Consider the following 23,508-nt stretch of genomic DNA (forward strand, 5'->3'; position numbering starts at 1 on the left):
CGGCAGGTCAGGGCAACCGACCTGCCGTTTTTTTTGTCTGACTTTCACTCCCAAAGTCGCGTGCCAACTGGCTTTTTCGCCCTGATAAAGCTAGTGTATGAGAACTTTTCAACGTCCCGATAACCCTTGCCGCCAGTGAGTCTCTTTTGAAATATCTCGTCTCCTTTCGCACCACGCTTCGCATCTCGCGCTACCTGTTTCGTGCGCTGGCACTGCTGCTCTGGTCGCTGGGTGCACTGTTGACCACTTTCTACATCATCAATGTGCTGCACGAGAAAGAGAACGCGGTGCGCCAGGAGTTTGCCACCAATTATGGTCAGGCCGAATGGTATGTGCGGCACTCCGCGGATGTGATGCGCGAGCTGAAGTACATCACCGAGAATCGCCTGAGCAGCAGCGTCAACGGGCTGGATATGCTCAACGGCATGCCGGGCGGCAAAAGCACGCTGCCGCAGTTTACGCCGCTGTTTACCGACGGTGACTGCACGTCAATGAGCAACACCTGGCGTAACTCGCTCGATTCCCTTAGCTATTTCATTAACTACTGGAAAAGCAATTTTGCCTCAGCCTATGAACTCAATCGGGTGTTCTTTATTGGCGGCGAAAATCAGTGCCTGGCAGATTTCACCATCGGCAACAATAATCCGGTCGATCGCGAACGCAGCCTGAAGGCGCTGCGCGAAAACGTGCTGCACTACCGCAGCGGCAACGAGGAAGAGCGGCGTAATCCAATGTACTGGATTACCAACAGCAGCCAGCCAGGCATCGGCAACTTCTACATGGTGGTGCCGGTTTACGTCGCCAACAAACTGCAGGCGCTGCTCGGCGTGGAACAGAACATTCGCCTGGATGAATTTATTCAGCCCGGCGGGCTGCCGCTGGTGGCCACCATCACCGATGAAAACTATCGCCCGCTGATCAGCTCACGACGCGGCGGACCCGGTTATTCGCTGGACGATCTGCCGGATAACAGCACCTGGTTTGGTTATCTTGACGGCTATCGTCAGCTGGTGCTGAAAAAGCCGCTGCCGCCGTCCAGCCTCAATGTGGTGTGGTCGCTGTCGACCGATGTGCTGATGGATCAGCTCAAGCTGATGCTGATTAACGCGCTGCTGCTCAATATCCTCAGCGCGCTGATTCTGTTTACCCTGGCGTGGGTGTTCGAACGCCGCATGTTCCTGCCGGCGGAAGACAACGCCCACCGGCTGGAGGAGCACGAGCAGTTCAACCGCAAGATTGTCGCGTCAGCGCCGGTCGGCATCTGTATTTTGCGTACCAGCGATGGCACCAACATCCTCAGTAATGAACTGGCGCATAACTATCTGACGCTGCTGACGCAGGAAGATCGCCTGCGGCTGAACGAAATCATCGGCGGCCAGCAGGTTAATTTTGTCGATATGCTGACCGGCAGTAACACTAACCTGCAAATCAGCTTTGTGCATTCGCGCTATCGCAACGAGAACGTGGCGATTTGCGTGCTGGTCGACGTCTCGGCGCGCGTGCGCATGGAGCAGTCGCTGCAGGAGATGGCGCACGCCGCCGAGCAGGCCAGCCAGTCCAAGTCGATGTTCCTTGCTACCGTCAGTCACGAACTGCGTACGCCGCTGTACGGCATTATCGGTAACCTCGATCTGCTGCAGACCAAATCGCTGCCGAAGGGCGTGGATTCGCTGGTCACGGCGATGAACAACTCATCCAGCCTGTTGCTGAAAATCATCAGCGATATTCTCGACTTCTCGAAGATCGAGTCCGAGCAGCTGAAGATTGAGCCGCGTCCCTTCTCGCCGCGTGAGGTGGTCAACCATATTGCCAGCAACTATCTGTCGCTGGTGGTGCGCAAGCGCCTGACGCTGTATGTGTTTATCGAGAACGATGTGCCGCTGGCGCTGGATGGCGATCCGCTGCGCCTGCAGCAGGTGATCTCCAACCTGCTGAACAACGCCATCAAGTTCACCCACACCGGCTGCATTATCCTGCACGCCTATGTGAAAGAGGGGTATCTGGCGTTTCGCGTGCGCGACACCGGCGTGGGAATCCCGGCGAAAGAGATCACGCGCCTGTTCGACCCGTTCTTCCAGGTTGGCTCCGGCGTGCAGCGTAACTTCCAGGGCACCGGGCTGGGACTGGCGATCTGTGAAAAGCTCATCAACATGATGGATGGCGACATCGAAGTCGATTCTGAACCGGGCATGGGCAGCCAGTTCGTGGTGCGTATTCCGATCTACGCCGGACAGCAACCCGCGCCGCCGCTGCTGGATGGTCTGCAGGAAAAAGCCATCTGGCTCGACCTGCGCAACGACTATCTGGCGGCCTTCCTGCTGCGTCTGCTCCAGCAGCAGGGCATCCAGGTTGCGCACTATCAGGGGCGGGCTGGGGCGGACGATGTGATGATCTGCGATCACCACGACGCGCCAGCGCAGACGGTACGCGCGCGCATCCGTATCTGCGGTGAACACATTGATATGCCGCAGGAAACGACGCCGGGACAGTGGGTGCACAGCAGCGCGACGCTGCACGATCTGCCGCTGCTGCTGGGCCGGATTTATCGCATTGCCATCGACAGTGAAACGGCGACCACGCTGGAACTGCCGGTGCCGCAGCAGGCCTCCAGCTATGAAGACATCATGGTGCTGATCGTTGATGACCATCCGATTAACCGGATGCTGCTGTCTGAACAGCTCGGCACGCTGGGCTATCAGACCAAAACGGCGCAGGACGGTGTGGATGCGCTCAACGTGCTTAGCCGCAACCATATCGATATCGTGCTGAGCGATGTCAACATGCCAAACATGGACGGCTATCGGCTGACGCAGCGTCTGCGCCAGCTGGGGCATGCTTTCCCGGTGATTGGAGTGACCGCTAACGCACTGGCGGAAGAGAAACAGCGCTGTATGGATGCCGGCATGGATAACTGCCTGTCAAAACCGGTGACGCTGGATGTGCTGAAAACCACGCTGGCACTGTATGCCGAACGTGTTCGAAAAAGCCGGGAAGGATAAGCAGGGCAGAGGAGAGGCGGTGCCGAAGCACCGCCGCAGGGATTACTCTTTGTCGACCTGAGTGGCGCTGACGGAAGAGAGGTAGTTCAGCAGCGCGATATCGTTATCCACGCCCAGCTTCATCATTGCTGATTTCTTCTGGCTACTGATGGTTTTGATACTGCGGTTCAGCTTCTTGGCGATCTCGGTAACGAGGAAACCTTCAGCGAACAGACGCAGCACTTCGCTCTCTTTCGGTGACAGACGTTTGTCGCCGTAGCCGCCGGCGCTGATTTTCTCCAGCAGTTTGGCCACGCTTTCCGGCGTGTACTTTTTGCCTTTCTGCAGGGCTGCCAGCGCTTTTGGCAGGTCAGTTGGTGCACCCTGTTTCAGCACGATGCCTTCGATATCCAGATCCAGTACCGCGCTCAGGATCGCCGGGTTATTGTTCATGGTCAGAACAATAATGGAGAGATCCGGATAGTGACGCTTGATGTACTTGATCAGCGTGATGCCGTCGCCGTATTTTTCGCCCGGCATCGACAGATCGGTAATCAGGACGTTGGCATCCAGTTTGGACAAGCTATTGATCAGTGCTGTTGAGTCTTCAAACTCACCTACCACATTCACCCATTCGATCTGTTCCAGAGATTTACGGATACCGAACAGAACGATTGGATGGTCATCGGCAATAATTACATTCAGGTTATTCATCTTATTGGTTACCTTGCTGCAGCAGTTGGTTGACGTACGCGTCAATTTCACTGGTGGTATTTTTAATGGTTAAATCGTCGCACAGTTTAATGTGCTGTTCTAACTCTTCACAAAGCTGTTTACCCGGCAGTAAATTGAGCATGGCAAACACGCCTTTCAGGCGATGCGCTGTCTGAGCAAGCGAGGGATAGTCCTTCTCCGCCGACTCAGTATACAGTCTCTTCACATCTGGCGGTACTGTCTCCGTAAACAGCTGGAAATAGCCGCCGCTCAGCAGCGGCGTGGCAGCCTCATCGTCGTCGCTCTCCTCTATCGAATCGTGAGCCAGTTGCTTCTCAATCAGGGCCAGCAGCGCATCAAGCAGCGCATTGCTGAGATTGAAATTGACCCGGAATTGCTGGTCGTTGAGGGCGTGATGCCCCATTTCGTCGCCCGCCAGCAACAGCGCCCAGCCGTGCAGGCGCGCCGGATCGTCCGTCACCAGCACATCATGCTCCTGCCCGGACAAGCGTTCGTCCGAGGTCAGGCAATTTGCCCCCCAGTTCTCGAGGTGGCGGCAGACAATTTTGTGTACGTCCTCGACCGCGATATCCACCAGCGCCGTCACGCCTTCCAGCAGTTTCTCTTCCTGCTCGCTCTGCTGCTCCAGCGCCAGCGGCAGCTGAATGTTGTAGCGCGTGCCGATATCCGGTTTGGCGATAATCTCCAGCTGGCCGCCCATCTGTTTGCACAGCTGCTTACACAGGAAAAACGCCATGCCGGACGCCTGACCGTAACGGTCCTGCGTGGTTTCGCCGAGGTAAGGGAAATCGACGTTGGCCAGCTCGTCGCCGGTCAGGCCTGAACCGGTATCCACCAGCTGGAACAGCACGCTGTTGGCTTTGCTGTCGCTGGCTTTGATATCGAGGGAAATCTTGCCCCACTGCGTGGTGGTGAGCGCGTAGTGCATCAGCGTGGTCAGGACTTTACGCAGCGCGCGGCGATCGCCAAAACGCATCTCGTCGTTGGCCAGCTGATTGTTGACCACCAGCGTCAGCCCTTTGCGTCGCAGCAGCGGCAGGCTCTCCAGCGCAATCTCATCCAGCAGATCCTGCAGGTTAAACACGCCCGCATCCGGCGACCAGTCGTGGGCTTCCAGCCGGTTGAGCAGGACGATATCGTCCACCAGCCGCGCCAGACCCTGGCTCTCATCCAGCAGATCCAGCACGCTCTCGTCGTCATCGCGCTGGCTGAGCTGCACCAGCTGCGTCACCATGCTCTGCAGCGGACGATTAAGCGCATGGCCAAGATTCTGCATCAGCTGCTGGCGCATCTGGTGGTTGCGATCCAGCACCTGCTGCGCTTTTTGCAGCTTCTTATTCACCAGCAGCTCGCGATCCTGATCGCGCATCATAAACAGCTGGGTGTGCGGCGACAGCATGCTGCGCGCGTGGCGAATCTCATACACTTCGTTATTGATGGTAGCCTGCAGCACGCCCTGATGCTGATCGGACATATTGATGATCTTCTGCAGATTGAGATGCGGCAGCAGATGCTCAGCGATTTTGTTGCTCAGCAGCGTGCGATTGGTACCAAAGTCATACACCAGCAGCCCGACCGGCAGGCTGGCGACGATCTCCTCATTCAGCATACGCAGCGAATCAAGCTCAGCGCTCTGGTTCTCATTCGGTCGCAGTGACTGCTGGCGCAGCAGCGTAATGCCGGCGATAGACAGCAGGAACAGTAAAAGGTTGATCAGCAGCGGCCACATCAGGTTGTGCAGGGTATCCATCGCCAGGCTGGCGAGTGGCACCCGGTACACCAGCTGGAGCGAGGTGCTGGGCAGCGTGGCGGCAATCTCCAGGTTCGGGTTAACCAGCGTGACCGCGGTGCTTTCGCTGCTGGCGTCATCGCTGGTGGCGCTGCCGGGCTGGCTGGCATCCTGGCGCAGCTGGAAATTCTCCAGCGGCATACTGCGTGGAATCAAGTCGTTAACCGGCAGATCGAACGCCACCACCGTGGCTAAATGACCTGGCTGGTTAAACGTGGTGCGCAGCGTGAAGTAGTGATCGTTCTGCCAGGCAAAGTGGCGCAGCGGCGAGAAGCTTTCGCGTTCGTCGAGCGCATTGGCCTGCTGCAGCATTTCGGCGCGGCGGCTGTCCACCAGCGTATTGATCGCGCTCTCTTTATAGCGCGTTGCCATATCCTTGAGCGGCAGGGTCGAGATCATGATCAGGCTGTTGTCCTGACCATTGAGGAAGTACATCGACCACGCCGGATTTTCCGCGCCCCACAGCGTATCGAGATAATTGGACATGCGCAGCGTCATATCCAGCGTGCTGCTGTCGTGCGAGCCGAAAATCAGCGCTTCGGTCTTGCGGCGGGTTTTCTCCAGATAGTAAACGTCCGGGCGCAGGCGCGTCTCCTGCAGGCTACTGTTCGGCGTAGAACCCGCGGCGCTGGTGGCGAGATTTTCATAGATTTGCCAGGTGGCAAAGCGGTAAGCATCAATGCGTTTTTGCATCGCGCGCGCCAGGTCGGTCATGGCGTAGCGCTTTTCCATGATCCACGCATTCACACTGTTATGCACCATGGCGCCGAGCGCGAGAAACAGCACCAGGTTAAACACCACGAAAAAGCGCGTTACGTTGCCGGAGGTCAGCGGAAATTTATAAGGCAGCATAGGTGTCTCAGGATCCTGCAATTAACGCGCGACCAGCCGGGCGCTGGCGGCAACCGCCAGCAGCAGCAGGGCGATAAGTAAAAACGCGCCGCTCAGGCTGAGCCACTGGGAAATAAAGCCGATTAAAGCCGGGCCTGAAAGAATACCCGCATAGCCGAGCGTTGTCATGGCGGAAATCGCCAGATTGGCCGGCATATCCTGTTGATTACCGGCGGCATTAAACAGCATCGGCACGGTATTGGCCAGGCCAAAGCCCACCAGCAAAAAGGCCAGCAGCGCCGCCTGCGGCCACGGCAGCAGCACCGCCAGCGTCATGCCGGCTGCCGCCGCCAGCGCACCGGTCAGCATCACCGGATAGCGGCCAAAGCGCTGAATCACTTTATCGCCCGTCAGACGACCTATGGTCATGGCGATGGAGAAGATGGCGTAACCCAGACCGGCGTGCGCCACGCTCATGCCCGGGCTTTGCAGCAGCAGCAGGGCGCTCCAGTCGAGTACCGCGCCTTCCGCAAGGAACAGAATAAAGCACAGGCAACCGAGGAAGGCGACCCAGCCGCGCGGGATCACCAGCCAGGGTTGATCGGGCTGATGCAGGCGCTCTGTCATCAGCGTCGGCAGGCTGCACAGCAACAGCAGCACCATCAGCAGCATGATAACGCCGACTGCCTGCAGCGGTGTCAGACCCGCACCAAGTAACAGGCTGACCGCGCCGGCGCCGAGAATACCGCCAAGGCTGAAGAAACCGTGGAAACCGGACATCATCGGCTTGGCCGCCGCTTTCTCAACCTCAACCGCCTGTACATTCATGGCCACATCCAGCATGCCGAGCCCGGCACCGAACACCATCAGCGTGGCGGCCATCAGCCACATCACATCCAGCGTCGCCAGCAGCGGCAGTACGGCCAGCACCACCAGCGTGGAGCACAGCATAACGCGGCGGCAGCCAAAGCGTGCCACCAGCGCACCGGTCACCGGCATTGCCGCCAGTGAACCAATGCCCAGACACAGCAGCAGGCCGCCCAGCGACGCGCCCGTCAGCTGGAGACGCTGGCTGGCAAACGGCACCAGCGGTGCCCACGCAGACATGCTTAAACCGGCGATGAGAAAAACGAGGCGTGTTCCCAGATTGACACGCTGATGCAATTTGTTGGGCTGTGCGGCGTCCAGTGCTGTCATAAAGGTGTCGTTGTCATAAGTCGTTCGAGCGACGAAGTTTAGCATTAAAGCTGGCGTGGCACCGCTCAATGAAGGCGAAGAGCAGGGCAAAAATGGTCGCCAGAAAACAGCATATTACCGATCTTTTGCCAGGCGCTGCGCTTTTCCAGACATTTCCTGGACTTAATAAGCTCTCTGGCTCTTAGTAAACCGACAGATTCAGTGAGAATTTGGCTTAGGTTGGGGTGAAAATCGATTACTGCGGCAACGCTAACTCACTGAATAGTTGTAAAGAATATTTCGCAAACGGTTGGACAAACGCATCGGCTATTTTTCCGTGCAACTTTATTACGCCCGGAAATTAACATTGCGCAATCATGGCTAAGTAATGAACAAAAAGTGCGAAAACGAACAAATAATGGCGTCCTGAGTGGCGGTTAATTTAACCTCAGTAAACAGGTTTACATAAAATTACAGAGCAGAAGGAAAATGGCAGGCAAAAAAATGCCGGACAATCATGTCCGGCGGGAATTAGGGTAAATCTCTCATTCGGGGTGAATGAAGGTAATAATGAAATAAATGATGATAGCGGGAGTAATTGTATGCGCTGAGTGGCGTTAAGTTTTATCATTCAGTGCGGCAGCTTATCTCATCTTATCCCTATGTATTTAAATGAATAAAATTCGGTTTATCAATTAGTGCGATATTTTTTGCCGATGTGTGCTGATTATTAGTTCCGCGAAATTTACATTTAGAAATAACTATTTAATACAATGAAACACTTTCGGAAATTTAGTATCATTTTCGTGATAGATTATTGCCCTCCATAAAATAACAATGGCTTGCCGGCTGAATTTTTAAGCATTCAGTTAGCAGTGGCACATATAAAAGGCACATTACAGAGGGTAATAAAATGAAACGTCGCGTTCTCTCCCTGATGATTCCTGCATTGCTGGTGGCAGGCTCAGCAAGCGCAGCTGAAATTTATAACAAAGATGGCAACAAATTAGACCTCTACGGCAAAGTAGACGGCCTGCACTATTTCTCGGACAACGATGGCCAGGACGGTGACCAGTCTTACCTGCGTTTTGGTTTTAAAGGTGAAACTCAGGTGACCGACCAGCTGACCGGCTACGGTCAGTGGGAGTACCAGGCTGCGCTGAACACCGCAGAATCGCAGGGTACCGCTAACAGCTACACCCGTGTCGGCTTCGCCGGTCTGAAATTCGGTGATGCGGGCTCGTTCGACTACGGCCGTAACTACGGCGTACTGTATGACATCGGCGCCTGGACTGACGTGCTGCCGGAGTTTGGTGGTGACACCTACGGCGCGGACAACTTCATGTTCCAGCGCAGCAACGGCCTGGCGACTTACCGCAACAGCAACTTCTTCGGCCTGGTGGATGGCTGGAACTTTGCCGTGCAGTATCAGGGCAAAAACGACAACCCAACCGAATCCTCTTCCGGTCGTGATGTCCTGGGTGAGAACGGCGACGGCTGGGGCCTGAGCACCACCTACGATCTGGGCTCCGGCTTCGGTCTGGGTGCGGCGATGTTCCAGTCTGACCGTACCAACAATCAGAACGGCAACGCGCCAGGCATTCTCGGTCGCGGTGATAAAGCCGAAGCCTACACCGGCGGTCTGAAATATGACGCTAACAACGTGTATCTGGCGGCGATGTACACCCGTTCTTACAACGCAACCCGCTTCGGCGCGGTGGATTCCGCTGCGTACGGCTATGCCAACAAAGCGGACAACTGGGAACTGGTGGCACAGTATCAGTTTGACTTCGGTCTGCGTCCGTCGCTGGCCTTCGTCTCCTCACGCGGCAGCGATATCGAAGGTTATGGCAGCCAGAACCTGAAAAAATATGTCGACGTAGGTGCGACCTATTACTTCAACAAAAACATGTCGACCTATGTTGATTACCAGATCAACCTGCTGGACGACAACAACTTCACCGATGCGGCCGGTATCAACACCGACGACATCGTTGCGCTGGGCCTGGTTTACCAGTTCTAAGCCGGAGAGCGTGGCCTGCGGGTCACGCTCTGCTCTCCAGCAGCGCGTTCAGCGCCGCCTGCAGCGTTGCCGTCACCTGCTGCGCCGCTTCCCCCATCTGAACCTGCACGATTGCGCCATCTACCAGCAACACGATCTGCCCGGTTTTTTCCTGCTGCGCCGCGCTGAGTCTTTCGGCAATGGCGACCGCCATCTCACGCTTGTGCTGGCGAATCAGTGCGCTCGCTTCCGGCAGGGTATCAGCCAGTTCTGCCGCGCTATTAATAAACGCACAGCCGCGGAAATCCTCCTCCTGAAACCAGCTCAGTAACGCAGCCGGCAGCGCCACGTTGATGGCAGGCTGCTGCGCCAGCGCGCTGCGAAAGCCGCTCATCCAGCGCTGATGGCGCTGCTGCAGAAACGCCAGAATTAAGTCATTTTTGGCCGGAAAGTGGCGGTAGAAGGTCACTTTGGTCACGCCAGCCGCGGCAATCACTTTATCGATGCCGGTAGCACGGATGCCTTGCGCATAAAACAGCTGTTGCGCGCTGAGCAGGATGCGGTCACGCGCGCTGGCGCTGGCATCAAACAGCAGGGGTGCGAGCATAAGAAAAAATTCCTGTTTACGGGGGTAGACAGAATTGTCTACATACGGCAGGATGAATCAAGTAGACAGACCTGTCTACATTATCAGGAGATAAAAAATGCTCATCCCCCCGTTCGATCATCAAAGTGCCTTAGAAAAAGTGCGTATGGCGGAAGATGCCTGGAACAGCTGCGATCCGCAGCGCGTGTCGCAGGTTTACAGTGAAGATACCCGCTGGCGCAATCGCAGCGAATTCGTTAACGGCCGCGCGGACGTCGTGACCTTTCTGCAGCGCAAATGGGCCCGCGAGCTGGATTATCGGTTGATTAAAGAGTTATGGGCGTGGCACCACGATAAGCTGGCGGTGCGTTTTGCCTATGAGTGGCGCGATGACAGCGGCAACTGGTTCCGCAGCTACGGCAATGAAAACTGGCACTTTGGTGCCGATGGTCTGATGATTCAGCGCTTCGCCTGCATCAACGATTTGCCAATCAGCGCTGAAGCGCGGCTGTTCCACTGGCCGGCTGGCAGACGCCCGGACGATCATCCGGGCCTGAGCGAGCTGGGTCTGTAATTTACGGCGCGTTGCGCCAGCGTCTGGCCTTTGCCGCCTGCTGCGGGGATGTAGTAGCAGGCGGCAGGCTGCCTTCCAGCGCCACGCCCGCCAGCGTAAAGGCGGAAAAGCTCAGCCAGCGCTGCCATTTATCCTGTTGTTCTGTTGCCTTACTCATATTGCACCTCGCTGATGTTCAACCCACCATCAACGCTGCACAATTCATGCCATGCTACCGCTCTCAGCGCCACGTGCCCCGTGGCCGCTTTGTTACACTGCGCCAGCGCTGAAGCGGTGCAGGATGCACGACGCTGGTGCAATGCCTCAACGTCGGCGCGACGGATAGTGCTGAATCAGGCGGTGGCGATAGTGCTGCCAGCAACGGAAGCTTCCGTAAGCAAATAACCCGGCGGTAATAGCAAGAATCATATAAATCATCAGTCGCTCCTGTAAGGATTCTCGTGCAGGAACGCAGTATGCTGTGCCAGCCAGCGATCAACTTCAAGCAGCTTTAGACGGTTTTACAAGCGAGTTATGCTTTGTAATAGGCTGTAGTAATGAGTTACAGACGAGGAATTGATGAATTTTCAGAACATTCTGCTGACAGGCATGGTAGCACTGCTGCTGAGCGGGTGCGAGCAAAAACCGGCGCAGCAGGCGCTGGTGCTGGAAGGCAAAACCATGGGAACGGTGTGGCGCGTGAGTCTGGCGGGCGTAGATACTCAGCGTAAGGCCGCGCTGCAGCAGGCGATTCAGCAGCAGCTCGATCGCGACGATGGCGAACTCTCCACCTGGAAAAAGGACTCAGTGCTGTCGCGCTTCAACCAGTATCAGGGACAGGATCCCCAGCCGGTCAGTGCCGATATGGCCGATATCGTCACCCGCGCGCTGCGCATCGGCCAGCTGACCGGCGGCGCGATGGACATTACCGTCGGACCGCTGGTGAATCTGTGGGGCTTTGGCCCGGCGCAGCAGCCGGCGCATACGCCATCGGATGCCGCCATCGCCGCCGCCAAAGCGCAGACCGGCCTGCAGCACCTGCGCGTGATTGAAACGGTGAACGGCCAGTGGCTGCAAAAAGATCTGCCGGGCCTGTATGTCGATCTCTCCACCATGGGCGAAGGCTACGCCACCGATCACCTGGCGCGGCTGATGGAGCAGCAGGGCATCACTAATTATCTGGTGTCGGTGGGCGGGGCGGTGCTGAGTCGCGGCCTGAATGCCAGCCAGCAGCCGTGGCGGGTCGCCATCCAGAAACCGACCGATCGCGAGAACGCGGTGGAGGCACGCGTCGATCTGCAGGGGCACGGAATCAGCACCTCCGGCAGCTATCGCAACTATTATGAACTGGATGGCAAACGCATCTCGCACGTGATCGATCCGGCCAGTGGCCGACCCATCGATCACCGGCTGGTCTCAGCCACGGTGATAGCCACCACCGCGCTGGAAGCCGACGGCTGGGACACCGGGCTGATGGTGCTCGGCACCGAGCGTGCCAAAGCGCTGGCGCTGAAACAGCATCTGGCGGTGTATCTGATTACGAAGCAGGGCGACGGCTTCAGCCACTGGATGTCGCCACAGTTCAAATCGTTTCTTATCAATCAGCCCTGACCTGACAGGAGGTAACTGTGCTGGATCTATTTAGTGAAGACGCGCCATGGCAGGAGCCGCTGGCCGAGGGCGCGGTGATTCTGCGTCGCCGGGCGCGCGAGCAGGCCGATGCGCTGCTGGCGGCAATTCATGACGTCGCGGCCCTTAACCCGTTTGCCCATCGCATCACGCCGGGTGGACATCGCATGTCAGTCGCCATGACCAACTGCGGCGATTTCGGCTGGTCGACCGATTCGCGCGGTTACCAGTACACCGAACAGGATGTCAGCAGCGGCCGTAAATGGCCGCCGATGCCTGCGCTGTTCCGCACGCTGGCGCAGCAGACCGCGCAGGAGGCCGGCTTTGCCGGTTTCAATCCGGATGCCTGCCTGATTAACCGCTATGAGCCCGGTGCCAAACTGACGCTGCATCAGGATAAAGATGAGAAAGACTTACGCCAGCCGATTGTCTCGGTGTCGCTTGGCCTGCCGGCCGTTTTTCAGTTTGGCGGTTTCGCGCGCGGCGATGCAACGCAGCGCGTGCTGCTGGAGCACGGCGATATCGTGGTGTGGGGCGGTCCGTCGCGCCTGCGCTATCACGGCATTTTGCCGCTAAAAGCGGGCATCCATCCGCAGGCTGGCGCGTTCCGTTACAACCTGACATTCCGCCGCGCTCAGTAACCGTAAAAACGGATGAGAATTATTCTTGCCTTCACCCGAAGCGCCATTAAACTGCAGGCTGCCTGGTTGACCTCTGGATAATTTTTAATGGCATTGCTTCAGGTTGTTTTTCGCCAGTACCGCTGGCCGTTTATCGGCGTGATTGTGCTGACGCTGCTCAGCGCCGCGCTGGGTATCGGGCTAATCGCCTACATCAATAATGAACTGATCGTGGCAGTTAATACCTCGCTTACCGTGCTGCCGGGCTTTCTCGCCCAGCTGTTTCTGCTGATGGCGGTGACGCTGGCGTCGCAGCTGGCGCTGACTCAGCTCGGCCACCATTTTGTCTGGCGGCTGCGCGGTGAGTTTATCAAGCGTATTCTGGATACCCGGGTTGAACGCATTGAGCAGATTGGTAACGCTCAGCTGCTGGCCGGCCTGACCAGCGACGTGCGTGCCATCACTATCGCGTTTGTGCGCCTGCCGGAGCTGATTCAGGGCATCATTATTACGCTGGGTTCCGCGATCTATCTGGCGTGGCTGTCACCGCAAATGCTGTTGATCACCACGCTGTGGCTGGTGGTGACGCTGATCGGCGGCTGGCTGCTGGTGTCGCGTGTTTATCAGCATATGGCGAAGCTGCGCGACATCGAGGACGAGCTGTACCGCGATTTTCAGACCATCATTGAAGGGCGCAAAGAGTTGCAGCTTAACCGCGAGCGCGCCCGGCTGATTTACGACACCGTGTATCAGGAAAATGCCACGGATTATCGTCGTCACATTGTGCGCGCCGATACCTTCCATCTCAGCGCGGTGAACTGGTCGAACATTATGATGCTCGGCGCGATTGGTATTGTGTTCTTCATGGCCAACGGTCTGGGCTGGGCCAATACCGCTGTCGCCGCGACCTATTCGCTGACGCTGCTGTTCCTGCGCACGCCGCTGCTGGCGGCAGTAGGCGCGCTGCCGACGCTGCTCAGCGCACAGGTGGCATTGCGGAAAATTAATACCTTTGATCTGGCTCCCTACAGCGACGGTTTCAACGCGCTGCCGACGGTGAGCGACTGGCAGACGCTGGAGCTGCGCGACGTCTGTTTCCATTATGGCGAGCACGGTTTTGCCGTCGGCCCGATCAACCTGACGCTGCGCCGCGGTGAACTGGTGTTTCTGATTGGTGGTAACGGCAGCGGTAAATCCACGCTGGCGATGCTGCTGACCGGCCTGTATCAGCCGCATTCAGGCCGCCTGCTGCTGGACGGTAAAGAGGTGGACTGGCATAACCTTGATGCTTATCGCCAGCACTTCTCGGCGGTGTTCACTGACGTGCATCTGTTTGACCGCCTGATTCGTCGCGGTGGTGAGCCGGCTAATCCGGCGCTGGTGCAGCAGTGGCTGGAACGGCTGAAAATGCAGGACAAGCTGAAGCTGGAAGGCAACCGGGTACTCAACCTGCAGCTGTCGAAAGGGCAGAGCAAGCGGCTTGCTCTGCTGCTGGCGGCGGCAGAGGAGCGCGATATCCTGCTGCTCGATGAGTGGGCGGCCGATCAGGACCCGCATTTCCGCCGCATCTTCTACCGCGAGCTGCTGCCGTGGCTTCAGGCGTCCGGCAAAACCGTGTTCGCCATCAGCCATGACGATCACTACTTTATTCATGCCGATCGGTTGCTGGAAATGCGCGATGGGCAGTTAAGCGAGCTGACCGGCCGCGAGCGCGAAATGGCCACGCTGGACGCCGTCAAACGCACCGATACCGGCCATTGACGGCTGGCGGCAAAGCTTAGCAAAAACCCTTATTGGGCAGGACGTTGTCAGCGGGATACAGTGAATGGCAGCAGAGATCCTCGTCTCTGCCTCCCTGGAACACTTCTGTCGTCTTGTGTTGTCACCGGCCCGGGCTCATTCCGCGCCGGTTTTTTATTGCGCGCAGGCGGGGTGAGTGAGCAGTGTGACCACGCGCGTCGGCTGCAGCCAGAAGCGTGCGTCCAGCACGGTGCTGCGGGTAAATTCCGCGCTGAAATCCTGACACAGCTGCAATCGCGCGCGCTGCTGCGGCAGGTCGAGATCGATCAGCGCAGCCTGATGAAACGCCATGGGCTGATGCAGCCGCGGCCATAGCGCCTTATAAAGACTCTCTTTCAGCGAAAACAGCAGCGTTGCCGCCTGCGCAAAGGGCAGCGGCTGGCCCTCAAGCAGCGCGCGCTCCTGCGCGTTCATCAGCAGTTCCGCCGTGTCCTGCGCGGTTTCCTCTGCCATCACCTGCTCAACATCAATACCCACATACAATGCCTCGCGCGTCGCGGCCATCACCACGCAGTCATGGCTGTGCGACAGTGAAGCACGAATGCCTGCCGGCCAGCACGGGGAGCGATCCGGCGCGTTGTGCAGCACAAAATCAGTGATTCCCAGCTGCGCCAGCTGTTGCCGCACCAGCCAGCGGCTGGCGAGATACTCAATTTTGCGTTTGCTGGCTGCCTGCTGTAGCGCGGACGGCAGCGGCAGTTGCCACTGCGCAGGTAAAGCGGCATGCCACTGTTGCCGATCAAAGCGGCACCACGCCAGCGACAGCGATTCAGCGGTGTGGCCAGCGGCGGTGATAAAACCACAAGCGGGCAGCGGCAGGGGCGTTTCGGCTGAGAACATAATGAGTAACGGCTGATGGAAAAGCGTGTTTTACCAGTCAGCCGCGGGCAGAGCAAGCCGAAAAGGCTGCTGCGGGTTAGCGATTTGGCGGGATAGCGAAGCTCTTCATCTGCACCACAAAATGGTGGTGGCCTTTGGTAATGCGTGCACCACGGTCGCACCAGTGGCTCGCCAGGCGGAAGAAATCATCGCTGCCAATATCATACGCCAGCTCCACTTTGCTGATGCCTGAGTGCAGGAGTTCTTCCGCATCCTGCAGGTTTTTTGCTTTGATGACCATAACGAGATTCCATCAAATAAACGGGGAGCTTTAGGGTAGGGGAAATCTGTGACAGTTTTGTTTCACTTTAATGAATTGCTGTCACAAATCAGTAAAAACGTGATCCCGGTCGGCTTTGCTGACTTCAGTTAAGTACCTGATTCGCAGCATGAATGAAGTGAGATGCGAGATTATGCTGCAGGATTTTGCACCCTGAACAGTAAGGTCAGGGCCTGTCGCAGTGGTGACGAAGAGCCGCGTCTGGCGCGGTAATGGCGCCGTCATTTTCCATCTCTATCCTTCCTGTAGTGGCTGTATTATGAAGCCCATCACACATCGATAGCCGCTTCGTTTAACCGGGGTAAAGCGTGGGCGTAACATGCTGGTGGCTGACGAAAGAGGCTAAGGAGCGAATGATGCAAAAACTGGCTGGCATAATGTTACTGGGTTGCATGAGCGTAGGCGCTGCACAGGCAGCAGATCTCAGCTTCCAGAATGCGCAGGGCAATGTTGAAGTGGTGCCCGGCAAACCCACCTTTGTACATAAACTGCACTACCGTAAACTCTATGATGAAAAGCCGTTCCCGGATGCGGTGATTTATTACTACAGCAACGGGGTGTATAAAATCCTGTCGCAGGGCGAAAATCATTATGGCCTCTACGTGATGCAGGGCAGCGTTGAGGACCAGAGTTACACCATCCGCTATATTTCAGCGCCGTCAAAAGACTGGGGCAACAAAACCGCCTTCCATCAGCTCACCTTTGTGAATGGCGCGCAGGCAAAGGTATTTATTCAAAACGCGATTACCGATACCGGTGAGCAGATCGCCCAGCAAAACGGCGAGTTTTTGCTGCAGGATCACGATCCCGCAAACGCGGCGCCAGACCGCTGGGATGATGAATTGAAAATCCAGCGCTGACGGTCAAAGCCTTCCCTCTGCGCCGCAACCGTTACGGATCGGGTTGCGGCGCCCGATGTGCCAGCGTTAGCAAAGATTTTCCCTATCCCAGCGAGAATTGTTTCCGGCTGGCAACGCGGCCAAAACTCGATAATTATCAGGGCATGACTAAATATCGTGTAAGAGTGGGTTTTCACAACCCCTCAGCCCTGACCTTCAGGCAGCTGGATGAAATCCTGGAACCGCAACGCTTCTGGCGCAGCGACACGCGCAGCGGTACGTTTCGCTACTTCATGGAGTATGAATATGAGTCGGAAGTGCGCGATATCTGCGAAGTGTGCGAGCTGGCTTATTCGCAGGCGTGTAAGGTGAAGAAATGCCCGCTGATTCTGGTGCAACCCTGCGAGACGGAGGTTCCGCTAACGTTTAACCCGTAGACGCGTGGCAGTCCGCGCGCTGAAAACCATCGCGCTCGGGGCGCGCCGGGTTTTACCCTCGCAAAATGCAGACAATAAAAAAGCAGCCGTAAAAGGCTGCTTTTCTTTGGGATTTTGGTCGGCACGAGAGGATTTGAACCTCCGACCCCTGACACCCCATGACCTGTAAAGGCATGAAATAGTTAGCATACTCAATAAGATAGGTCATGTTGCACACAGGAAGCATTGCACATGGCTACATTCAGACAGCTCCCTTCTGGCAAGTGGAACGCTCAAGTGAGAGTGAAGGGACACCCAACTAAGACTGCTACACGTTCAACCAAAGAAGAAGTAGAACTATGGGCTTTACAGCTTGAAGGAGAACTAAAGAAGGAAACGCCTTCGCTCTCTCATTTCACTGCGGCCTATCTGGAAGAAGTGATGATGAAGGATGGCAAGCGTAGAGGAGGCTATGAAGCCACCAGCTACAGGCTGAATACACTTGTTCGTATGCTAGATAGTAAACCACTGGAAGCCCTGACAAGCGAAGATGTAGCAGCTTATAAACTACAGCGTTCTAAACAGGTGGCAGGCTCTACAGTTAGACTGGAGCTTCAGCAATTGTCTCGTGTTCTCAGGTGGGCTAACAGTGAGAAAGGGATAGCCTGTAGTGATGTGGTGAAGCCAGTAAAGCTGCCTAATGCTGGCAAGCCCAGAAGCAAGATAGTAGAAGAACATGAGTACAGAATGATTCTAGAGCGTGTTAGTGACAGGGCTAAAGCTATCATCATGCTTGCATGGGAGACAGCTATGCGCAGGAACGAGCTGTTAGCCATCACCCCTTCAATGGTGGATTTCAAAAAGCGTGTTATTCATCTTTCTGATGAACAGGCAAAGAACGGAGAAGGGCGGGATGTTCCTCTTTCTTCTAATGCGTTAACACTGCTACGTGAATTGTGTGAGGGAAGGCAGGCAAATTGCAGGCTGTTTATCCTCACTCCCTACGCTGTTACACAGGCATTTAGAAGGGCAGCGAGAGAAAGCCATGTATATGGAGTGTGCTTCCATTCACTAAGGCATACAGCTATCACCAGATACGCTGAGAAAGGGCTTAACACCATACAGCTGCAATGCATCTCAGGACATAAGAGCATCAGCATGTTAGCCAGATACAGCCACATTAAGGCAAGCAGTGTGGCTGATTTGATGGGGTAAGATGAATGACCCCGTTATCTGAGCGGGGTTTAATCTTTTTTAGTTTGTCTGGCTAGACTATTTTCTGATAATCCTTCTTCTAATCATCTGGTCTACGCCTTTTTCTGTAAGTGACCACCAAGAATTATGGAAGTCGATTAAGCCCAGCGCAATAAAATGCATCCTTAATGTTATGATGTCATCAGTGTAAACGGTGGTATTAACAATTTCATCTGTCATTTTAGCTTCAATTAGGCTGGATATTTCCATTATCAAACTTGCTTCACTACATCCATTCTGAGCTTTGGGCGCAACTCTGTCGAATATAAAACCTAGTTTGAATGAAATCGTTTTATGATGTTCAGTGAGGTAATCTTCTGGGTAAAATTTCATGTAATTAATTAGGTGTTCATCTTCCAATCCTGCTAGGTTATTTCCGTAATGGTCTTTGGGGTCTATTTCTTTAATTTTAGATATTGATTTTTTTAGTGTTTCTATTTCTTTTTTTGCTTTGATAAGCTCACTTAGGTTATCTTCGCTTGCTATTTTATCAGCTCTCACCCAGCCTACTGCGGGATGCATTCTTATTGTTTTTGTCATACTTAGAGCCACAAGTCCGGGTAATTCTTCAACGGACTTCCACGTCTTTCTTAGCCTCCCTTTCTGAGCTTTTTCGATAAAGCGAAGGAGTTTTTCTTTTGATTCTGGAATGCTCTCCGTTTTTTTAGCTGGAAGAGAATCCGGGTCATGATGTAAAAGCACAGTCACTTTCAACCCTTTTTCCACAGCATAATCAAATTCTTTTTCAGTATAGCTCAAGCCATCCTCAGCGGTAGAACCATAGCGCCCTCCGATGATAAGAAGATAATAATCACAATCATCAATGACTTTTTTAATGAATTCCCATTGCTCTTCATCTATCGCAGGGAATAGCTCCATTCCAGCAGGAATGCAATCCATCTCCATCAGCGTTTGAATAACATGCCTTCTCTCATCTTCTAAGTCTGTAAAGGTTGAACTGACAAATACCTGATATCTCTTATCCATAGAAATCTCCAGAGGACACAAGGCGGCGGGTAAACTATCATCATAAGATAAATCCCTATGGAGAGTGAACTACTATCTGTAGTAGCATGTGGAGGAGTAAAGTTTCCCTTCCTGTATAGCGCTCTGTAACGCGCATAGCGCGCTTCAAATGCTAGCCAATATGATTCCCTTCCTTTGATCTTATATCTTCTCCTGGCGCGTTCTAGGGGCGTTTAAATGGCATTGTGCGCTTGCATGGCAAGCTGGCCCGTTAGATAATTAATATCTGAAGAATATGAGGCGTACACAATGAAAGAATGGATAAAGGTTATTGCGGCTAAGTGATATGTAGCTGTTGTACTGATTATGTGTTGTGTGGTGACGGCCCATTTACTTACTGTCAACCAGGTTGGTCAGCTGCGCTGTTCCGCTCTAGACTACATTGTCTTAGGTAATACTAATCCTGCATGTAAGATACACAGGTTATTCAATGAGAATGAATAATGCTATCATCAATGCCAGTCACTCCTTCATTAACGCACTGGCTCGTTCCTCGCTGCGTGCACACTCAGTTCCCCAACTTATGCAGAAACACTAATTTTTAATATTATTTTAATCAATGAGTTAGTGGTTTTGGTATTTTGATTTTGTCACAAAAGTGAGGTTAGACAGCTGTATAGTAGATATAGGGGCATTATTTTTATAAGGCCTTTATGAAGATAATTTGTCACAAAGGTGGTGTTTTTGGACTCTTTAATAGAAGGAACAGTAAATAATTAAGCTGATTCCTTGTCAGTGAAGAATAGCAAAGAGAACGCACTAGCCGTGCAGGCTAACAGCACGCAGGAAGCTAGCTCAGCCGTAAGCGGCTTCACAACGCTCCTACAAAGAGTCTTTGATGTTTGAACGAATATGAGGCTAGCTGTCTAGCCGAGTAGAGTTCCCTGCGTAACGCCGTAGGCATTCTTTTGACTTTCCCCACATGGGCAGGCTCCGCAGGAAATGCCCATGACAGTTATCTATGCATGATTACATAGCTCTTAATAACTACCTCGCAAATAAATTCCATTGAGGATAATAATAATGAAAATTGAATGGATTAAGATGGATGGTATGATGGTTGCTATTGACAAAGCAACAGGTGAGATTCTGAATGAATCGCTAGTAACTATCCCTGCTGATATTGATATCAGTGAAACAGTAATGGGTGTTCTTGATGATATGTTTGGGAACTCTTTTAATACTACCTCGCAAATAAAAACAGAGACACGTGGTCGCAAGGCCAAGGGGGTTAGTAATCCTTACGCCTCGTTCTTTTCCAGTGTCCAATACAATGAGGATACAGATAGTAACAATATGGTGGATGCTCTGGATGATTTAGTTTATTCAGCAAGCACAGCCAGTTCAGGTAATACCCGCATCCCTGTTAAACAGTTAGTGCACGTAATGCGTAATGAGGATTTATCATCTAAGGCTATTCAGAATACACTCGGAAAGCGTCGAATCATCAAGGGTGGTGAAGCTCCGGGGATACGCTATTGCCAAGAGTTGCTTAAATCTGCTGAGTCTCTCATTAAGCGTATTGAGATGCATCAGGAGCGCGGCACCATTAACCTGAGTGATTCCTCAGCTTTTCAGTTTGAACAAGACAGCATGGATTATGAGCGCTCTGTTTGTTTGTCTAAGGCTGTTCTATGCCCGGTTGAATTCACTGAGGGAGACAGGAGAATTATACGCGCTCTGGCTAAAGTGGGAGAGGTGGAAGCAATCAATGATTATCTCCAGCGTATTACAGAGCATTCAGGGCGAATGATGGGGCGTATTACAAGCCATCTCTACCCTTCATCATTAGATTCTAAGACGGCCTTCGGAGATTTGAATGCAGAATTTCCATATGAACCTTATGAAGAAGATGAACCAGCACCTCACCAATATCGGGTTAAGCCTATTATTAGATTTCAGGGTGAAAAGGAGAGCTGCAAAAAATGGATGCATCAAATAGAGAAGTATGTGGAATAGAAAAATCCCGCTATGGATGGCGCTTTTAATAGTTTCATTCCTGCTTAAAGTAATCTACTGCCTGATTACAGGCCATTTATAATAATAAAAGGAACTCCCTATGTATGAAGAAATCCGTAAAAGCAAGACTGTCATCTTCGACCAGAAAGTTAAGCCTGTAATGGAAGAACTTATCCAGTATGGATATGGCTATACAGCATTAGCTAATGCGCTTAACTCCCGTGGCATTCTCAGCCGTTGGGGTACTCCGTGGACTATCGATTCTGTGAAGAAAACCCTCAAGCGTTTAGATATGAAAACGCTGTAAGCATTACGCCAATAACTATAAAAATAAAGAGGCAATAATATGGCTAAATATTCCAAAGCAGCTCGCGAAGCGTTTAACGAACATAAAGCAAGGCAGGCGGCCTATTGGCAGGAACACCTAGAAGATAGTTTCCGCTCTCCATTCAGCTGGACTAACAACATTAAAGGGAGCAAATACCGCCGCACTCCCAAGCCTGCCAACGTACAACAATAAGGAAAATAAATATGACCCAGTTATTCGAAAATGAATCATCAGCCCTGTTTCCTTCCACTGCTCCTGCTTCTCATGAAACTTCTTCCAGTTACAACATCGAGCAGATGATTGAACAGCTTGTAGCAGAAGGTTATAGCCCGGAAGAATCAGCAGCGGCTGTAGTGCGTTACATTGAGGGCCAGAAGGCTGCTCAACACAGCAGTGCTAACGGCTCTGCCATGAAGCTTCGCACTGATAAGGAGAAAGGCGAGTATATGCGCCAGATTCGCTCTCAGGTAGCTCCTAATGTATGGATACCTCCACAGATGAAAGAACAGCAGGCCTCAGAACAACGTGTTATCGACGCTCAGGAAGAGTTTAAACAACGTATGAAAGAGCGTGCTACATCAGGTGGCATGATGCGAAGCACTCAGGCTGCTATTGATTTCTTTCGTAAAGGCTAAGGGGAGGGGAGAAGATGAAGCCCGGCTATCAGGTTAACACGCATTTCAAGGGAACCGTAAAGAGTTCCCGCTATTCTGATGAAGAGCAGGCAAACTGGAAGGGATGGAATACACATGACGGCGCTATGACATTTGCCTATAAGGGGCTTGTTATTGAGAGGCGTAACACCTTCTATCGCGTTAGGGACGTGAAGCTTGAAGGCTTTCCAGTAGAGCTGGTTAGTGGTGTATTCAATGATTCGATTTATCTGCGTAACACGATAGATTCAGGGCTTGCTCAGGCTTCTCCTGAAAAGCTAAAGCGCCTCAGAGAGCGTAACAAAAACGTACAATGCGGAGGTTGTAGCACTCCTTTCCTGTTTCGCAGGGAATCTCTCATTGAGCATCTAGGTGGATATGTCATTGCGTGCCCTTTCTGCTTTCATGAAGAGTGGGAAGACCGCTTAGACTGGGCAACAGACGAGAATTTCTATTAGATAATTAGATGGCGCTTTAACCCTTCCAGCTATTTCCCTTTCCCCACCCTCATGCAGCCCTAATACATCCCAAATCATTACGTATAAAGTGGGTAGTAATGTGCTGCCTATCAGATGCCCCCTTAGTGGGGCCTCTTCTTTCACCCTCACATGCCCCCCTGAACATCCTCTATTTCTGCTAGAAATCTCCAAGATGCAATCCGTATAGCAGCAAGCCCCGGTACACCCCCTTCATACCCCCTTAGCTTTCTCCTTCCAGAAATACAGCCAGCTCCCTTTTTCTTATCATCATCAGCAATTTTCTGTATGTATTCTCTGTTACGTGTCTTAGATAGACAGAGGGATAGTCATGAATAACAATCGGTTAGCTCTGAACGTACACACTGCGTTTTGTGTAATGCGTTCAGAAAAGGAGGCACGTAGCGCAGCCTGGTAGCAGCACAGTGAGCTTGCGAACGTAGTAATGGAGCACAGCGACATTACGTCCTGTCATGGAAAGGATACTGAGAAATTAAAAGGAAAAAGTGTATGCACAAGATGATTGCACATGTGCAGAAAAGTACATAAAGTAAAAGGGCTAACCTTTCGATTAACCCTTTGACCTATTAGAGTATTTTGGTCGGCACGAGAGGATTTGAACCTCCGACCCCTGACACCCCATGACAGTGCGCTACCAGGCTGCGCTACGTGCCGAACGTGGAGGGTTATACTACTGGT

At 53.4% G+C, this 23,508-nt stretch carries 22 protein-coding genes and 1 tRNA gene; 14 read left to right on the plus strand and 9 right to left on the minus strand.

The annotated features are described in order from the left end of the window. The first annotated feature begins 146 nt into the window (after positions 1–146). Complete coding sequence (rcsC, locus tag F3J36_RS10755) at positions 147–2,999, plus strand: two-component system sensor histidine kinase RcsC (RefSeq protein WP_021509234.1); 2,853 nt, start codon at positions 147–149, stop codon at positions 2,997–2,999. A gap of 42 nt (positions 3,000–3,041) precedes the next feature. Here the strand turns inward: rcsC and rcsB are convergent, their stop codons facing one another. Genes rcsB through F3J36_RS10770 form a run of 3 tightly spaced genes read right to left on the minus strand, consistent with a single transcriptional unit; the run spans position 3,042 to position 7,530 of the window. Continuing rightward, positions 3,042–3,692 carry a response regulator transcription factor RcsB gene (rcsB, locus tag F3J36_RS10760; protein ID WP_013509853.1) on the minus strand — a complete coding sequence of 217 codons (651 nt, stop codon included), beginning with the start codon at positions 3,690–3,692 and terminating at the stop codon, positions 3,042–3,044. A gap of 1 nt (position 3,693) precedes the next feature. Further along, entirely contained in the window at positions 3,694–6,351 is a 2,658-nt protein-coding gene (gene rcsD / locus F3J36_RS10765) for a phosphotransferase RcsD (protein ID WP_058758458.1), read from the minus strand. A gap of 24 nt (positions 6,352–6,375) precedes the next feature. Next, positions 6,376–7,530, minus strand: a complete 1,155-nt coding sequence (locus F3J36_RS10770; protein WP_058775802.1) for an MFS transporter — start codon at positions 7,528–7,530, stop codon at positions 6,376–6,378. Between the two features lie 892 nt (positions 7,531–8,422). Between F3J36_RS10770 and ompC the strand changes: the two genes are divergently transcribed. Then, a complete protein-coding gene (gene ompC / locus F3J36_RS10775; RefSeq protein WP_031280043.1) occupies positions 8,423–9,532 on the plus strand; it encodes a porin OmpC in 1,110 nt (369 codons plus the stop codon). A gap of 22 nt (positions 9,533–9,554) precedes the next feature. Here the strand turns inward: ompC and F3J36_RS10780 are convergent, their stop codons facing one another. Continuing rightward, positions 9,555–10,118: a TetR/AcrR family transcriptional regulator gene (locus F3J36_RS10780; protein WP_166719660.1), complete on the minus strand. Its 564-nt coding sequence runs from the start codon at positions 10,116–10,118 to the stop codon at positions 9,555–9,557. 97 nt (positions 10,119–10,215) lie between these two features. Here F3J36_RS10780 and F3J36_RS10785 point away from each other — a divergent pair, with 97 nt between their 5' ends. Beyond that, positions 10,216–10,671 (plus strand): nuclear transport factor 2 family protein, encoded by a 456-nt coding sequence (locus tag F3J36_RS10785; RefSeq protein ID WP_058758444.1) that lies wholly within the window; start codon positions 10,216–10,218, stop codon positions 10,669–10,671. 1 nt (position 10,672) lies between these two features. Here the strand turns inward: F3J36_RS10785 and F3J36_RS10790 are convergent, their stop codons facing one another. Further along, complete coding sequence (locus F3J36_RS10790; RefSeq protein ID WP_164861051.1) at positions 10,673–10,828, minus strand: hypothetical protein; 156 nt, start codon at positions 10,826–10,828, stop codon at positions 10,673–10,675. A 401-nt stretch (positions 10,829–11,229) separates the two neighbouring features. On the opposite strand from F3J36_RS10790, the gene apbE reads away from it, so the two are divergent. The 3 genes from apbE (at position 11,230) to F3J36_RS10805 (ending at position 14,660) form a co-directional block, all read left to right on the plus strand. After that, positions 11,230–12,261: an FAD:protein FMN transferase ApbE gene (apbE, locus tag F3J36_RS10795; protein ID WP_211073003.1), complete on the plus strand. Its 1,032-nt coding sequence runs from the start codon at positions 11,230–11,232 to the stop codon at positions 12,259–12,261. Between the two features lie 17 nt (positions 12,262–12,278). Beyond that, positions 12,279–12,920, plus strand: coding sequence for a DNA oxidative demethylase AlkB (gene alkB / locus F3J36_RS10800; RefSeq protein WP_166719662.1), 642 nt, complete (start codon positions 12,279–12,281; stop codon positions 12,918–12,920). Between the two features lie 87 nt (positions 12,921–13,007). Further along, on the plus strand, positions 13,008–14,660 hold the full coding sequence (locus tag F3J36_RS10805; protein ID WP_166719663.1) for a multidrug ABC transporter permease/ATP-binding protein: 1,653 nt from the start codon (positions 13,008–13,010) through the stop codon (positions 14,658–14,660). Between the two features lie 153 nt (positions 14,661–14,813). On the opposite strand, the gene F3J36_RS10810 is transcribed toward F3J36_RS10805, so the two are convergent. After that, positions 14,814–15,539, minus strand: coding sequence for a 4'-phosphopantetheinyl transferase (locus tag F3J36_RS10810; RefSeq protein WP_166719664.1), 726 nt, complete (start codon positions 15,537–15,539; stop codon positions 14,814–14,816). A gap of 76 nt (positions 15,540–15,615) precedes the next feature. Beyond that, positions 15,616–15,819 carry a hypothetical protein gene (locus F3J36_RS10815; RefSeq protein WP_010618078.1) on the minus strand — a complete coding sequence of 68 codons (204 nt, stop codon included), beginning with the start codon at positions 15,817–15,819 and terminating at the stop codon, positions 15,616–15,618. A gap of 395 nt (positions 15,820–16,214) precedes the next feature. Between F3J36_RS10815 and F3J36_RS10820 the strand changes: the two genes are divergently transcribed. From F3J36_RS10820 to F3J36_RS10830, 3 genes are all read left to right on the plus strand, one after another. Further along, entirely contained in the window at positions 16,215–16,718 is a 504-nt protein-coding gene (locus tag F3J36_RS10820; RefSeq protein ID WP_211073053.1) for a hypothetical protein, read from the plus strand. 143 nt (positions 16,719–16,861) lie between these two features. Continuing rightward, positions 16,862–17,134 (plus strand): hypothetical protein, encoded by a 273-nt coding sequence (locus tag F3J36_RS10825; protein ID WP_058780313.1) that lies wholly within the window; start codon positions 16,862–16,864, stop codon positions 17,132–17,134. A gap of 231 nt (positions 17,135–17,365) precedes the next feature. Beyond that, on the plus strand, positions 17,366–18,328 hold the full coding sequence (locus tag F3J36_RS10830; RefSeq protein ID WP_166719665.1) for a site-specific integrase: 963 nt from the start codon (positions 17,366–17,368) through the stop codon (positions 18,326–18,328). 57 nt (positions 18,329–18,385) lie between these two features. On the opposite strand, the gene F3J36_RS10835 is transcribed toward F3J36_RS10830, so the two are convergent. Then, on the minus strand, positions 18,386–19,354 hold the full coding sequence (locus F3J36_RS10835) for a DUF4062 domain-containing protein (RefSeq protein ID WP_166719666.1): 969 nt from the start codon (positions 19,352–19,354) through the stop codon (positions 18,386–18,388). Between the two features lie 1,062 nt (positions 19,355–20,416). On the opposite strand from F3J36_RS10835, the gene F3J36_RS10840 reads away from it, so the two are divergent. The 5 genes from F3J36_RS10840 to F3J36_RS10860 all read left to right on the plus strand — a co-directional run bounded on the left by F3J36_RS10840 (position 20,417) and on the right by F3J36_RS10860 (position 22,791). Then, positions 20,417–21,352 (plus strand): hypothetical protein, encoded by a 936-nt coding sequence (locus tag F3J36_RS10840; protein WP_166719667.1) that lies wholly within the window; start codon positions 20,417–20,419, stop codon positions 21,350–21,352. Between the two features lie 100 nt (positions 21,353–21,452). Further along, positions 21,453–21,659 carry a recombinase family protein gene (locus tag F3J36_RS10845; protein WP_166719668.1) on the plus strand — a complete coding sequence of 69 codons (207 nt, stop codon included), beginning with the start codon at positions 21,453–21,455 and terminating at the stop codon, positions 21,657–21,659. A 39-nt stretch (positions 21,660–21,698) separates the two neighbouring features. Beyond that, the gene (locus F3J36_RS10850; protein ID WP_166719669.1) at positions 21,699–21,872 is read left to right on the plus strand and encodes a hypothetical protein; all 174 of its coding nucleotides are present in this window, start codon (positions 21,699–21,701) and stop codon (positions 21,870–21,872) included. An 11-nt stretch (positions 21,873–21,883) separates the two neighbouring features. Beyond that, positions 21,884–22,315 (plus strand): hypothetical protein, encoded by a 432-nt coding sequence (locus F3J36_RS10855; protein ID WP_166719670.1) that lies wholly within the window; start codon positions 21,884–21,886, stop codon positions 22,313–22,315. 14 nt (positions 22,316–22,329) lie between these two features. Beyond that, entirely contained in the window at positions 22,330–22,791 is a 462-nt protein-coding gene (locus F3J36_RS10860; RefSeq protein ID WP_166719671.1) for a hypothetical protein, read from the plus strand. A 616-nt stretch (positions 22,792–23,407) separates the two neighbouring features. Here the strand turns inward: F3J36_RS10860 and F3J36_RS10865 are convergent. After that, positions 23,408–23,484: transfer RNA gene (locus tag F3J36_RS10865), tRNA-Pro, on the minus strand. Positions 23,485–23,508: the final 24 nt, after the last annotated feature.

Source organism: Pantoea sp. Cy-640, from assembly GCF_011752635.1.
Taxonomy (GTDB): domain Bacteria; phylum Pseudomonadota; class Gammaproteobacteria; order Enterobacterales; family Enterobacteriaceae; genus Pantoea; species Pantoea dispersa.

Coding starts and splice junctions, on each gene's coding strand:
- rcsB (WP_013509853.1), bottom strand. CDS start 3,692: ATGAATAACCTGAATGTAATTATTGCCGATGACCATCCAATCGTTCTG.
- F3J36_RS10770 (WP_058775802.1), bottom strand. CDS start 7,530: ATGACAGCACTGGACGCCGCACAGCCCAACAAATTGCATCAGCGTGTC.
- ompC (WP_031280043.1), top strand. CDS start 8,423: ATGAAACGTCGCGTTCTCTCCCTGATGATTCCTGCATTGCTGGTGGCA.
- F3J36_RS10780 (WP_166719660.1), bottom strand. CDS start 10,118: ATGCTCGCACCCCTGCTGTTTGATGCCAGCGCCAGCGCGCGTGACCGC.
- F3J36_RS10785 (WP_058758444.1), top strand. CDS start 10,216: ATGCTCATCCCCCCGTTCGATCATCAAAGTGCCTTAGAAAAAGTGCGT.
- F3J36_RS10790 (WP_164861051.1), bottom strand. CDS start 10,828: ATGAGTAAGGCAACAGAACAACAGGATAAATGGCAGCGCTGGCTGAGC.
- apbE (WP_211073003.1), top strand. CDS start 11,230: ATGAATTTTCAGAACATTCTGCTGACAGGCATGGTAGCACTGCTGCTG.
- F3J36_RS10805 (WP_166719663.1), top strand. CDS start 13,008: ATGGCATTGCTTCAGGTTGTTTTTCGCCAGTACCGCTGGCCGTTTATC.
- F3J36_RS10810 (WP_166719664.1), bottom strand. CDS start 15,539: ATGTTCTCAGCCGAAACGCCCCTGCCGCTGCCCGCTTGTGGTTTTATC.
- F3J36_RS10815 (WP_010618078.1), bottom strand. CDS start 15,819: ATGGTCATCAAAGCAAAAAACCTGCAGGATGCGGAAGAACTCCTGCAC.
- F3J36_RS10820 (WP_211073053.1), top strand. CDS start 16,215: ATGCAAAAACTGGCTGGCATAATGTTACTGGGTTGCATGAGCGTAGGC.
- F3J36_RS10825 (WP_058780313.1), top strand. CDS start 16,862: ATGACTAAATATCGTGTAAGAGTGGGTTTTCACAACCCCTCAGCCCTG.
- F3J36_RS10830 (WP_166719665.1), top strand. CDS start 17,366: ATGGCTACATTCAGACAGCTCCCTTCTGGCAAGTGGAACGCTCAAGTG.
- F3J36_RS10835 (WP_166719666.1), bottom strand. CDS start 19,354: ATGGATAAGAGATATCAGGTATTTGTCAGTTCAACCTTTACAGACTTA.
- F3J36_RS10840 (WP_166719667.1), top strand. CDS start 20,417: ATGAAAATTGAATGGATTAAGATGGATGGTATGATGGTTGCTATTGAC.
- F3J36_RS10845 (WP_166719668.1), top strand. CDS start 21,453: ATGTATGAAGAAATCCGTAAAAGCAAGACTGTCATCTTCGACCAGAAA.
- F3J36_RS10850 (WP_166719669.1), top strand. CDS start 21,699: ATGGCTAAATATTCCAAAGCAGCTCGCGAAGCGTTTAACGAACATAAA.
- F3J36_RS10855 (WP_166719670.1), top strand. CDS start 21,884: ATGACCCAGTTATTCGAAAATGAATCATCAGCCCTGTTTCCTTCCACT.
- F3J36_RS10860 (WP_166719671.1), top strand. CDS start 22,330: ATGAAGCCCGGCTATCAGGTTAACACGCATTTCAAGGGAACCGTAAAG.